The sequence below is a fragment of the Hwanghaeella sp. LZ110 genome (genome assembly GCF_048892525.1).
Lineage (GTDB): Bacteria > Pseudomonadota > Alphaproteobacteria > UBA8366 > Aestuariispiraceae > Pacificispira.
Genome location: NZ_JBLZHT010000002.1, coordinates 93,355 through 105,671, shown reverse-complemented (window position 1 = coordinate 105,671; position 12,317 = coordinate 93,355). Strand labels below are relative to the sequence as shown.

The 12,317-nt window shown below is 54.9% G+C and carries 14 protein-coding genes; 7 read left to right on the top strand and 7 right to left on the bottom strand.

Going from position 1 to position 12,317, the window contains the following annotated elements:
• The gene (locus ACOSDM_RS04195; protein ID WP_420723236.1) at nucleotides 1-840 is read left to right on the top strand and encodes an MBL fold metallo-hydrolase; all 840 of its coding nucleotides are present in this window, start codon (nucleotides 1-3) and stop codon (nucleotides 838-840) included.
• A 7-nt stretch (nucleotides 841-847) separates the two neighbouring features.
• Complete coding sequence (locus ACOSDM_RS04190; protein ID WP_420723235.1) at nucleotides 848-1,714, top strand: class I SAM-dependent methyltransferase; 867 nt, start codon at nucleotides 848-850, stop codon at nucleotides 1,712-1,714.
• Between the two features lie 561 nt (nucleotides 1,715-2,275).
• Here ACOSDM_RS04190 and rho read toward each other — a convergent pair.
• From rho to hemE, 4 genes are all read right to left on the bottom strand, one after another.
• A complete protein-coding gene (gene rho / locus ACOSDM_RS04185; protein ID WP_420723234.1) occupies nucleotides 2,276-3,541 on the bottom strand; it encodes a transcription termination factor Rho in 1,266 nt (421 codons plus the stop codon).
• 262 nt (nucleotides 3,542-3,803) lie between these two features.
• Nucleotides 3,804-4,235 carry a protoporphyrinogen oxidase HemJ gene (gene hemJ / locus ACOSDM_RS04180; protein WP_420723233.1) on the bottom strand — a complete coding sequence of 144 codons (432 nt, stop codon included), beginning with the start codon at nucleotides 4,233-4,235 and terminating at the stop codon, nucleotides 3,804-3,806.
• Nucleotides 4,236-4,259: 24 nt separating this feature from the next.
• Nucleotides 4,260-5,279, bottom strand: a complete 1,020-nt coding sequence (gene hemH, locus ACOSDM_RS04175; RefSeq protein WP_420723232.1) for a ferrochelatase — start codon at nucleotides 5,277-5,279, stop codon at nucleotides 4,260-4,262.
• A gap of 42 nt (nucleotides 5,280-5,321) precedes the next feature.
• Complete coding sequence (hemE, locus tag ACOSDM_RS04170) at nucleotides 5,322-6,368, bottom strand: uroporphyrinogen decarboxylase (protein WP_420723231.1); 1,047 nt, start codon at nucleotides 6,366-6,368, stop codon at nucleotides 5,322-5,324.
• 407 nt (nucleotides 6,369-6,775) lie between these two features.
• On the opposite strand from hemE, the gene ACOSDM_RS04165 reads away from it, so the two are divergent.
• Genes ACOSDM_RS04165 through dnaQ form a run of 5 tightly spaced genes read left to right on the top strand, consistent with a single transcriptional unit; the run spans nucleotide 6,776 to nucleotide 10,439 of the window.
• A complete protein-coding gene (locus ACOSDM_RS04165) occupies nucleotides 6,776-7,627 on the top strand; it encodes a pyruvate, water dikinase regulatory protein (protein ID WP_420723230.1) in 852 nt (283 codons plus the stop codon).
• Complete coding sequence (locus ACOSDM_RS04160) at nucleotides 7,620-8,252, top strand: Maf family protein (RefSeq protein ID WP_420723229.1); 633 nt, start codon at nucleotides 7,620-7,622, stop codon at nucleotides 8,250-8,252. Before ACOSDM_RS04165 ends, ACOSDM_RS04160 begins: the two co-directional genes overlap by 8 nt.
• Nucleotides 8,249-9,118: a shikimate dehydrogenase gene (locus tag ACOSDM_RS04155; protein ID WP_420723228.1), complete on the top strand. Its 870-nt coding sequence runs from the start codon at nucleotides 8,249-8,251 to the stop codon at nucleotides 9,116-9,118. Before ACOSDM_RS04160 ends, ACOSDM_RS04155 begins: the two co-directional genes overlap by 4 nt.
• Nucleotides 9,115-9,708: a dephospho-CoA kinase gene (gene coaE / locus ACOSDM_RS04150; protein WP_420723227.1), complete on the top strand. Its 594-nt coding sequence runs from the start codon at nucleotides 9,115-9,117 to the stop codon at nucleotides 9,706-9,708. The genes ACOSDM_RS04155 and coaE overlap by 4 nt, the downstream gene beginning before the upstream one ends.
• 20 nt (nucleotides 9,709-9,728) lie before the next feature.
• Nucleotides 9,729-10,439: a DNA polymerase III subunit epsilon gene (gene dnaQ, locus ACOSDM_RS04145; RefSeq protein ID WP_420723226.1), complete on the top strand. Its 711-nt coding sequence runs from the start codon at nucleotides 9,729-9,731 to the stop codon at nucleotides 10,437-10,439.
• Between the two features lie 99 nt (nucleotides 10,440-10,538).
• Here dnaQ and secB read toward each other — a convergent pair whose 3' ends face one another.
• The 3 genes from secB to ACOSDM_RS04130 form a co-directional block, all read right to left on the bottom strand.
• A complete protein-coding gene (gene secB, locus ACOSDM_RS04140; protein ID WP_420723225.1) occupies nucleotides 10,539-11,081 on the bottom strand; it encodes a protein-export chaperone SecB in 543 nt (180 codons plus the stop codon).
• Between the two features lie 66 nt (nucleotides 11,082-11,147).
• Nucleotides 11,148-11,720 carry a histidine phosphatase family protein gene (locus ACOSDM_RS04135; RefSeq protein ID WP_420723224.1) on the bottom strand — a complete coding sequence of 191 codons (573 nt, stop codon included), beginning with the start codon at nucleotides 11,718-11,720 and terminating at the stop codon, nucleotides 11,148-11,150.
• Entirely contained in the window at nucleotides 11,717-12,256 is a 540-nt protein-coding gene (locus tag ACOSDM_RS04130) for an FxsA family protein (protein WP_420723223.1), read from the bottom strand. The genes ACOSDM_RS04135 and ACOSDM_RS04130 overlap by 4 nt, the downstream gene beginning before the upstream one ends.
• Nucleotides 12,257-12,317: the final 61 nt, after the last annotated feature.

Sequence of the window (12,317 nt, the reverse complement as noted above, 5' to 3'; positions counted from 1 at the left end):
GTGTTAAGCGATAAGCATCAAGAATTTTACGTCAAGTTCTGGGGAACGCGTGGCAGCATCGCCTGCGCCGGTTCCGATACGCTGCGCTATGGCGGCAACACGGCCTGTCTGGAAGTTATGTGCGCAGACAGACGCCTGATTTTTGACGGGGGTACCGGGTTGCGAAAACTGGGTCGCGAAATCGCCCAGCAGGGCCCAACTGAAATTGATCTATTCCTGACCCATACGCATCTGGATCACATTATCGGCCTGCCCTTTTTTGTGCCATTCCACATTCCAGGCTTAAATCCCAGGCTGTGGGCCGGTCATCTGTTGCCCGACCGCACGCTTAAGGGAACATTGTCCGATATGATGCAGGCCCCGCTTTTCCCGGTACCGCCGGAAACCTTCCGTGCCAGGGTCGAATTTCATGATTTCGCCTGCGGCGAAACCCTGTATCCCAGCCCGGAAATTTCATTGCAAACCGCGCCGCTGAACCATCCCAACGGGGCCTGTGGCTATCGCATCAATTTCGATGGCCGGTCGATCTGTTACATCACCGATACCGAACATTATCCCGAAGGCCGCGACCCCGCTGTTGTGGATCTGGTGCGCGACGCTGATATCATGATCTATGACGCCACCTACACAGAGGAAGAATATCCCCGCTTCGTCGGCTTTGGGCATTCCACCTGGCAGGAGGCCGTGCGGGTCGCCGATGCCGCCAATGTCAAAACCCTGGTACTGTTCCATCACGAACCGACGCATACGGATGACATCATGGATCAAATCGCCGCGGATGTTGCAAAGGTTCGACCCGGCACCGAAGTCGCCCGCGAGGGCATGATCCTGCGGCCCTGATTGATTCATGGGTATTGCACATCACTCCTTTCGCACAACATGGCGACGCCTGAAACTGGGATTGCCAACGCTGTTTGGCTGGGCACAGCGGGGCTATTTCATCCCCTATCGCTATGCAGAAACCATCCCGGATAGCAGCGCGCGGGACCCCTTCCCCCATGTTGAAACACTGTTTAAGGCCGCAGAGCCGGTCTTTCTGGACCTGTTGAAAGACACCGATCTGATCGCGGATGTCGCAACCCGGTTCGATAGAGCCAGTCCTCCCCAGCCACGGTGGCAGCAGACCTGGTTTCCCAGGCTGGATGGACTGGCCGCCTATCTGATGGTGCGCCGGTATCAACCGGCCCGAATTGTCGAAATCGGCAGCGGCCATTCCACGCGCTTCATCGCCGCCGCCGTTCAGGATGGGGCCCTGGCGACCCAAATCACCGCCATCGATCCCGCCCCGCGCGCGGATATTGCGAACCTGCCCGGTGTGACAATGCATCGGACCACGCTGCAACAGGCGGATATATCGATATTCGACGGGCTTGGCCCCAATGATATGGTGATGATCGATTCCAGCCATATCGCCACGCCCGGCAGCGATGTTGATATCCTGCTGGGCCGCATCCTGCCCGGCCTGCCCAAGGGTATTCTGATCCAGATCCACGATATATTCCTGCCCGACCCTTATCCCGAAAACTGGGCCTGGCGTGGCTATAACGAACAATTGCCGGTCGCCACGCTATTGGCCGGGGGTGGCTTTGAACCGCTGTGGTCCAGCCATTGGGTCGCGACACGCTGCGCCGACCTGCTCGCCCAAAACGCGATCGGGGCGCTCCCCCTTGCAGAAGGCGCCCCGGAATCCGCTGTTTGGCTGCGGCGGGTTTGAATTGCTTTAAACGAGTCTCGCCCGCGAAAGCGGAAATCCAGGACCAATCGCGCCCGCCGCTCTGGACCCCGGATCAAGTCCGGGGTGACGGTGCATTAAGCAAGTGTCTCCTCATCCTGAGGAGCGAAGCGTCTCGAAGGGTGAGCCCTCTGCAAGCACTGGACTTGCAGCGCCTCCTCAGGACGAGAATGGGACGTTTTGTGGAATGCGAAGGCGGAATTCCAGGACCGCAGGCACCAACTGCGCCTACCGCCCTGGATCCCGGATCAAGTCCGGGATGACGGTGCAATAGGCAAGTGTCTCCTCATCCTGAGGAGCGAAGCGTCTCGAAGGGTGAGCCCTCTGCAAGCACTGGACTTACAGCCCCTCCTTCGAGACGGCGCTATCGCGCCTCCTCAGGATGAGAATGGGACGTTTTGTGGAATGCGAAGGCGGGAATCCAGGGCCAAAGGCACTAATCGCGCCCGCCGCTCTGGATCCCGGATCAAGTCCGGGATGACGAAAAACTTCCTCATCCGGCGCGTAGCGTCTCGAAGGGTTGCCTGTAAGCAACCCCGCCGATTACTGATTCATGCTGTCGAAGAAATCGTCGTTGTTCTTCGAATGCTTCAGTTTCTCCAGCAGGAATTCCATCGCATCGGTGACGCCCATCGGCATCAGGATGCGGCGCAGGACCCACATCTTGGACAATGTGCCCTTGTCGACCAGCAGTTCTTCTTTCCGGGTGCCTGACTTGGTGATGTCGATGGCCGGGAAGGTGCGCTTGTCACTGAGCTTGCGGTCCAGAATGATTTCAGAGTTACCGGTGCCTTTGAATTCTTCGAAGATGACTTCGTCCATGCGGCTGCCGGTATCGATCAGCGCGGTGGAGATGATGGTCAGCGATCCGCCTTCTTCGATGTTCCGCGCGGCCCCAAAGAACCGCTTCGGGCGTTGCAGCGCATTGGCATCCACACCCCCGGTCAGAACCTTACCCGATGACGGCACAACGGTATTATAAGCGCGCGCCAGGCGGGTGATGGAATCCAGCAAGATCACCACATCGCGCTTATGCTCAACCAGACGCTTGGCCTTTTCGATCACCATTTCGGCGACCTGAACGTGGCGTTGGGCGGGCTCATCAAAGGTGGAGGATACAACTTCGCCCTTCACAGAGCGCTGCATGTCGGTCACTTCTTCCGGACGCTCATCGATCAGCAGGACCAGAAGATAAATGTCTGGATGGTTTTGGGAAATCGCATGGGCGACATTCTGCATCAGCATCGTCTTACCGGTGCGCGGCGGGGCAACGATCAGCGCCCGCTGGCCTTTCCCAAGCGGGGCGACCAGATCGATGACGCGGGTCGACAGTTCTTTTTTCTTCTTGTCGTCCTGGCCTTCGATTTCCAGATGCAGCTTTTCATTGGGATAGAGCGGCGTCAGATTGTCGAAATTAATGCGATGGCGCACCTGATCCGGGTCATCGAAATTAACCTGATTGACCTTCAACAGGGCGAAATACCGTTCGCCATCTTTTGGCGCGCGGATCTGGCCTTCAACCGTATCGCCGGTGCGCAAACCAAAGCGCCGCACCTGGCTGGGGGAAACATAAATATCATCCGGACCGGCCAGATAGTTGGCCTCCGGGGAGCGCAGGAAGCCGAAGCCATCCTGCAGCACTTCCAAAACGCCTTCCCCATAAATGGCGACGTCATTCATCGCCAGTTGCTTCAAGCAGGCGAACATCAGTTCTTGCTTGCGCAGATTAGAGGCGTTTTCAATTTCCAGTTCTTCCGCGAAGGCGAGAAGTTCCGGTGGGGTTTTCTTTTTCAGTTCTTTTAGATGCATGGGGGGATAGCGCTCTTACGCAGGGATTGTCAGGAAATCAGTCAGATTGGATACGCTGTAGCGATGAATCCCGATTGACATTTATAATCGGGAACGGCTCTACCTGAACGGTGGCTTAGGGTTACAAAAGCACGCGTTTTTGGAAAACCGGATCGTCCGGCAGCGAATTCGACATGTCGGACCTCGCGCCCGACACCCATCACATAAGGTGCATTGCTTCCAGTGTCAAATGGATGTTTTGTGAAAACACTCTAAAATCAGCTTAAAACGGCTTCACAATCACCAAAAAGACAATAACGATCATCAGAATGGTCGGAACTTCATTGGCGACACGGTAGAATTTCTCACTATTGGTGTTTTTATCCGCCTCAAACGCCTTACGCCATTTTGCCATCGCCATGTGGCTGCCGGTCATCAGCAGCACCAACAGAAATTTCGCATGAAACCAGGGCTGGCTGAAGGCCTGGATTTCCACTGCCAGCCACAGGCCAAAGACCCAGGCGGCGATCATTGCGGGGTTCATAATGGCGCGCAGCAAACGGCGTTCCATGGTCTTTAGCATTTCCGACTGGGCGGAACCGACGGGTGCCTGACAGTGATAGACATACAAGCGCGGCAGGTACAACAAACCGGCCATCCAGGCGATGATGGAAATCACATGCAATGCTTTCAACCAGGAATATAAATCACCCATCTACGCGCACTCCCGTTCTAAATGTCAGATCCAACCGGATAATTCGCGGCGTGTCACGGTTTCTAATGTATCGATCAATCCATCGCTGTCATTCAGACAGGGGATATAATCGAAAGTCTCACCGCCATGCTCTTCAAATGTTTCTTTCAGGCCAATTGCTAATTCTTCCAGGGTCTCAACGCAATCAGCAACAAAGCCGGGCGACAAAATGGCCAGACTTTTAACGCCCCGATCCCCAAGCGCTGCTACGGTTTGATCTGCATAGGGTTGCAGCCATTCTTTCGGTCCGAACCGGGATTGAAAAACAACGCCAAACCGGTCTTCCGGCCAATTCAGCGCTTCCCTCAACAACCGACCGGTTTTCAAGCAAAAGCAATGATACGGATCACCCTTGTCCAGATTTTCTTTTGGCAGGCCATGAAAGCTGCATAACAGCATTTCCGGGTCTGGTTTGTCTTTCAGCGCTTCACGAACACTGTCCGCCAGGGCCTGGATATAGCGGGGTTCGTCATGAAAAGATGGAACAGTGCGAATAGCAGGCTGCCAGCGCATAGCTTTCAACTGGTCAAATGCCTTGTCATAGACTGATGCTGTCGTTGCCGCAGAATATTGCGGATAGAGTGCGAAGATCAGAATTTTCTCACACCCCTGGCTGCGTAGCTCTTCCAGTTTCTCAGGAATGGACGGCGTTCCATAGCGCATTGCCCAATCCACAATCACATGCTGATTGGAAAACCGCGGCGCCAATGCATTGGTTAAAGCCCGGGTATAATATCGAAGCGGGCTTTCGCCTTGCTCTTCCATCCAGATTTTCCGATAGGCCTCCCCTGATTTGCGGGGGCGCGTGTTCAGGATGATGCCATGCAGGATCGGCCACCAGATCCATTTCGGGGCTTCGATGACACGGGGATCCGACAGAAATTCCGCCAGGTACCGACGCATGGATTTAACATCATACCCGTCCGGTGTTCCCAAATTCACCAGCAACACGCCAATCGCTGGAGTCTGCAGTGATGGATGCCCAGTTGGCAGAGTGTCTGTCATGGCAAGATCACCGCATTCTTTCCAAACTGGATTAAAGTCGCTTTAGGACCCGGTACGTCGAATACGCTCAACCAGTCTGGTAACATGATCGGGCGGTGTTTCCTTGATAATTCCGTGACCCAGATTGAAAATAAACGGGCCGCCTGAAAGATTTTCCAGAATATAATCAACGGCAGTGTCCAGCGCATCCCCCCCGGCCAGCAACGCCATCGGGTCCAGATTTCCCTGAACCGTCACATGGGGTTGCAGTTCTTTCGCCGCCCAGGCGACCGGCAATCCCTGATCCATCGAAACCGCATCAACGCCGGTTTCCTTGGCATAATCTGCATATAAGGGCCCGACACCGCGCGGGAAACCAATGATCGGGACAGTGGGATGGCGTTCCTTCACCTTGGCAACAAGTGCTTTCGCCGGTGCCAGGGACCATGTGTAAAAGCCGGCTTCATCCAAAGCCCCCGCCCAACTGTCAAAAAGCTGGACAGCTTCGGCGCCCGCATCAATCTGTGCCACAAGGTAGTTGGCTGTTGCATCGACCAGGATATCGATCAGACGCTGAAAACTTTCAGGATCTTGATAGGCCCAGATTTTGGTTTTGGAAAAGTCGCGGGACGATCCCCCTTCGATCATATAGGTCGCCACCGTCCAAGGCGCACCAGCAAATCCGATCAGAGCGGTTTCCATCGGCAGATTTGCGCAGATCTTGGAAACTGTTTCAAAGACTGGCTGCAAATGACCCAAAACCGCATCCGGTTTCAGGATCGACAAATCTGCATCGCTTTTCAACGGTTCCAGCTTTGGTCCTTCGCCTTCAACGAACCAGACATTTTGTTGCAGTGCGTGGGGGATTACCAGAATATCCGAAAACAGAATTGCCGCATCAAAGCCATAGCGCCGGATCGGCTGCATTGTGACTTCACAGGCTTTATCTGGACTGTAACACAAATCCAGGAAACCATTCGCCTGAGACCGGACTTCGCGATATTCAGGCAGATAACGACCGGCCTGGCGCATTAGCCAAATCGGCGGGACAGATTGTGTCTCCCCCGCAAGGGCGCACAGAAATGGTTTAGGAGAATGTTTGAAGGTCATGAACGCTCTTTCAGTCAGGATCCCGTTTCTCTCTTATAAATATAATTAAATATAAGAAAAGAGAGTGGTTGTGGTTGGGGGGTGGAACAATGGGGATTAAATTTTATACGCGTTCATCCACAAATTGGACCAAATTTCTGTGTCCTGTGTCTAACACCGGGATAAAGATTTCCAGAATAGCGGATTCCCTGATCTTTTTCGAATTTGCCAACATCGTCTAAGTTTGGGGATAATAGGACCAGTTTCGTGTATTGGTCCACAAGCGTAACCGGCGCGTCACAAGTTTTCCCCTTTGTATAACCGTTCTTAGTGAATCAAGGTCAATGAGGATTTTTCCGGGATTGCATCGCCCCTAAGATTTATCCCATAAACAATACACAGGTTACAGACAGGATAATTGTATAAAAATGGTCGACGATTCTCGGAATGTTCAGCTCTATCTGGTTTCAGATTCTACGGGTGAGACGGTGCAAGCCATCGCGCGGGCCTGTATCGTGCAGTTTGAAGATGTGGAAGGGATCGAGCATCATTGGAACCTGGTGCGCAACACCGCCCGTGTGGATCAGATTCTCAGCAAGGTTGCGGATGCGCCGGGAATTGTTCTTTTCACCTTTGTTAATCAGGAATTGCGGCAACATTTGATTGAAGGATGCCGTCAGTTGCGGGTCCCCTGTATTTCCGTGCTGGATCCCTTTATCAATGCATTTGAAAACTATCTGGGGACGCCAGCGCGACAACAGCCCGGTCGTCAGCATGCCATGGATGCGGATTATTTCAGCCGAATTGATGCGATGCAATTTGCCCTGACCCATGATGATGGCCAGGGGTTATGGAATTTGACCAGTGCCGATGTGATTTTGACGGGGGTATCGCGGACCTCCAAAACACCAACTTGTATCTATTTAGCCAATCGGGGATTAAAGGCGGCGAATGTGCCCTTTGTCCCGGGAATTGGCCTGCCGGAAGAATTGTTGGGCATGACCGGTCCAAATATGCCTTTGATTGTGGGCCTGACAAAGGACCCGGCCAGTCTGGTGCAAATTCGGAAGAACCGCCTGCGTATGATCGCAGAGGATGATGAAACCGATTATGTCGATCTGGAAACCGTGCGCCAGGAAGTAACAATGTGTCGTCGCCTGTGCCAGGAACGCAACTGGCCGATTATTGATGTGTCCCGGCGCTCCATCGAAGAAACCGCCGCAACGATTATCCAGCATTTTGATCGTCGTCAGGAAAATGGAACCATCACAGGTGTCTGAGGGTGATTTGAAGATGATGCTGGGACAGACAACAGAAATTATTCTGGCTTCTGCCAGCAAGACCCGTGCGGATCTATTGCGGGGGGCGGGCCTGGTGATCCAGATCGTGCCTGCCAATGTGGATGAAGATGCGGTAAAAGAGTCTTTACGGGCCGAAGGGGCCACGGCGGATCGCGTCGCTGAAGCATTGTCCGACCTGAAGGCCCTGAAAATCAGTCAGCGCTTTCCAGATGCCCTGGTCATTGGGGCGGATCAAACATTGGATTGTAACGGGGTCTGGTTCGATAAGCCGGCGGATATGGATCATCTGCATGGTCATATACAGGCGCTCAGCGGCAATCGACACAGCCTTTATGCCGGGGTTTCCGTCATGAAGGGGGGACAGCGATTGTGGGGTCTGGTAGAGCCCGCCCCTATGACCATGCGCAAAATGACCCCTGATTTCATCACCCGCTATTGTCAGGCGGTGGGGGAGGATGCGCTGGGTTCTGTGGGGGGGTATCGCCTGGAAGGGTTGGGCGCACAGTTATTCACGCGGGTTGAGGGGGATTATTTCACCGTCCTGGGCCTGCCGTTGTTGCCCTTGTTAGGGTTTCTGCGCCAGAACGGGGCGATTGCGCAATGACGGATGCTGGATCCACAAGCGGGCCTGTTGCTGGTGTTATCGGACAACCGATTGCCCATTCCCTTTCTCCTTTGATTCACAATACCTGGTTGAAGCGGTTTGGTTTGCCGGGTTGCTATGAGCGCCGGGAAATCGCGCCGGAATATTTTGATCGGGATGTGCGATCCCTCCTGACACAGGAAGGTTGGGTGGGGATGAATGTTACCCTGCCCCATAAACAGGCCGCTTGTGACTTCTGTGATTGCCTGGACCCGGCCGCCCGTCGCCTGGGGGCGGTGAATACCATCGTTACCCTGTCGGATGGTCGGTTCGAAGGGCGCAACACGGACTTGTATGGCTTCCGTACCAATCTGGAAAATGCACCGGGATGGTCCAGAACCGGTCGGGACGCCGCCCTGGTATTAGGCGCTGGCGGGGCGGCACGGGCGGTTGTCGCCGCGTTGCAGGATCTGGGTTTCAGACAGATATTCATCGCCAATCGCAGCCTGGATAAGGCACAGGATCTGGCGCTTGCACTGGATTATTCCAATTCTTTGCATGCTGTGGCCTGGGCGGAAATTCCCGGTCTGCTGCCCAAATGCGATTTTCTGGTCAATACGACCAGTCTTGGCATGGTGGGCCAACCTCCGCTGCTGATTGATCTGACGCGGCTGCCGACCGGCGCCTTTGTGACCGACATCGTCTATAAGCCGCTGGAAACAGCCCTGCTGACCCAGGCACGGGCACGGGGGAATAGGGTGGTCGATGGATTGGGTATGCTTTTGTATCAGGCGGTTCCTGGGTTTCAGGCCTGGTTCAATCCACCCAGCACCCCGGTTGTGGATGCCCAATTGCGTGACAATATCCTAAAGGCGATGGCCGTATGATTGTGATTGGTCTGACTGGGTCGATTGGCATGGGAAAAAGCACGGCTTCTGCGATGCTGAAGCGGCTGGGCTGTGCAATACATGATGCGGATGCTGCGGTTCATCGGTTGACCGGGATCGGTGGTGATGCGGTGGCGGCGATTGAAGCAGCCTTTCCTGGATCAACAGAAAACGGCGCGGTCAATCGCTCAGCCCTGGGTCCACAGGTTTTCGGGGATGCTGCCGCTCTGAAGCGTTTGGAAAACATCCTGCATCCACTGGTCTCGCGCGAACGGGATAAATTCCTGAAACACTGTGCGCTGCATCATCAAAGATTTGCGGTTCTGGATGTACCGCTGTTGTTTGAGACCGGGGGGGATGCGCGGTGTGATTTCACCATTCTGGTCACCGCCCCAAAATTTATTCAGGCACAGCGCGTTCTGGCCCGGCCCGGCATGACACAGGACAAGCTGCGCGATATTCGCAAGCGTCAGATGCCGGAATCGGAAAAGCGACGCCGGGCTGATGTGATAATCTGGACCTCCCTGGGGCGGCGGCCGGTCTTGCGTCAATTACAGAACACCCTCACACTGGCGGATCAATCCCTGTAACCTGCGGCTAAGGACTTTCCATGCGCGAGATTTGTTTTGATACGGAAACGACCGGTCTGGACCCCAAGGACGGCCATCGTCTGGTGGAAATCGGCTGTGTCGAGCTGGTCAATCGCGTGCCGACGGGTGAAGTCTACCATGTCTATCTGAATCCCGAACGGGATATGCCGACCGAAGCCTTTAATGTGCATGGGTTAAGTGAGGCGTTTCTGGCGGATAAGCCGCTGTTTGCAGACATCGTGGAAGATTTCCTGGCCTTTGTCGGCGATGGGATCCTGGTGATCCACAATGCCTCTTTTGATATGAAATTCGTGAACGCGGAATTGAAGGCTTGTGGTCGCCCGACCCTGCCCATGTCGCAGACCATCGATACAGTCGCCATGGCGCGGGCAAAGTTTCCAGGGGCTGCGGCCAGCCTGGATGCCTTGTGTAAACGTTTTGAAATCGACAATTCCGCGCGCACCAAACATGGGGCCCTGCTGGATGCGGAGCTTCTGGCGGAAGTTTATATCGAATTGACCGGCGGACGACAGGTTGGCCTGTCTTTCGCAGACGATTCCGCAAAGGCTGGTTCTAAAGACGGGGCTGCTGCTGCCCTGGCGGCAGAGGCGGCCAGACAGGCGGAACGTCCCCATCGTCCGCCACGCGCCCATTCGGCGACGCCGGAAGAATTGGCCCGTCACAAGGCCTTTCTTGCGAAAATCAGCGCCCCAATCTGGGTCACAGATTAAAGTATCCTGCGTTCGCATGAGCTCACACAGGATACTCTAACCGATTGTTTTGTCAGCAAATACGTTGTCACAAACGTGTCCGTTTGTTCGGGATTTGCTCTAAACGGTTTCGGTTTCCGCCTGCTGTTGTTCCTGGGCCATGCGCTGGCGATAGATCTGCACAAAATCAAACGGTGCCAGCATCAGCATGGAAAAACCGCCCTGCCGGGTCGTGTCACAGACGATTTCCCGCAGGAACGGGAACAGCATGCGCGGAATCTCTACATATAGCAGGGCGTTCAGGGCCTCTTTCGGGACATTGCCGATGCGCACGACGGCGGCATAAGCCAATTCCAGAACATAGGCGGTTTTGCCGTTCACATCTGCCTTCGCCTCGATGGTCAGGACAACCTCTACATCCCGACCGGTCAGCGGATTTGTCGCGACATCCAGTGTCAGGGCGGCCTTTGGTTGTTCTCCGAGAGAGAAGACCGACGGAGAATTCGGATTCTCGAAGGACATGTCCTTGATATATTGAATCAGAATTTGATAGGGCGGTTCCGCCTGGCCGGATTGGGCATTTGCGGATTGTGTGTCAGAGGGGGGCGGCGCGTCAGAAGACGCGGGGTGTGGGGTTGTGGGTTCGTCGCGGTCATCTGCCATGAACGTATTCCATTTTTAAAGGGTTTGGACCGCTGTCAGGGCCCTTAACGGTGGGATGCGTGGCTATCACAGATCGGGCACACAGACAACCTCAGCACCGTTGGGATGGGGCTGTGTTGGGTCTAAATGCAAAATTGCCGCATTCTTGACGCGATGCCCGGTCAAGGATCGGATGAAACCCCAATGGCTGACCACAATGGTTTCAGGCCAGGCCTGATCCGCGGCCATACGATCCCTGAAATGGGCCGCTCTCAGGTCAACATGATGCTCTTCTTCGCCCAGCGGCCACCATTCTTCGGCCAGATTCAGAAAGTCCAGCAGGGGCCATTGGCTGCGCAGCATCGTGGTCGGCGTACCGATGTCACAGGTGAAATAGGCCTGCTCCCCGACCATGGGATCGATCATGACCGGCAGGTTCAGCGCGTCTGCGATGATTTCCGCTGATTGCAGGGTGCGGGTATAGGGTGACGTGATGATCCGTTTCACCCGGTCGCCGTGATGGGCCTTGATAAAGGCAGCCCCGGCGGCAATCTGTTGTCGCCCCAGTTCTGTCAGTTTTGGGTCGCGGATGCCAGGATCGGTTCGGGTTTCGGCAAAATGGACGTTAAATTCGGACTGACCGTGACGGATCAGAATCACCGATCATCCTCCTTGTTTTCAATTGAATTGCCTGAACCCTTTGTCCAGGGGGAGTCTGGATTCTTGGGGGCGTCTTTATCAATTTCTTCAAATTCCCCGTCAATGATCGGACCGCGACCTTTAGGCGGCTGGCGGAACCCACCCCCCATGCCCCCGGCGCTGCGCATCGTGAAACGCCCATTGCGCATCAGGCTGGTCAAGACAAACGCCCCAAGGGCCAGTCTGAACGGGGGGATCAACAACAGAAAACCGATCGTATCGGTCACGAAACCAGGCGTTACCAACAACAAGCCTGCGACCAATATGCAGACGCCGGAAATCAGATCCTGTACAGGAAGCTCCTTGCGATCCATCGAGGCCCGCACCCGAGCCAGGGTTTGCAGGCCTTGATGGCGAACCAGCGCGGTTCCGATAATCGCGGTGGCGAAAATCGACGCCAGGGTCCAGCCAAGGCCGATCTGATCGCCAACTTCGATAAAAACGGCGATTTCCGCAATTGGAATACCGATGAAAAGCAGCAGAAGAAGGAGTGGCATCTTGCCCTTTCGCAGGTGAACGCTTACATCTCAAGGCGTAGCGCGGATATTGCATCCGTAA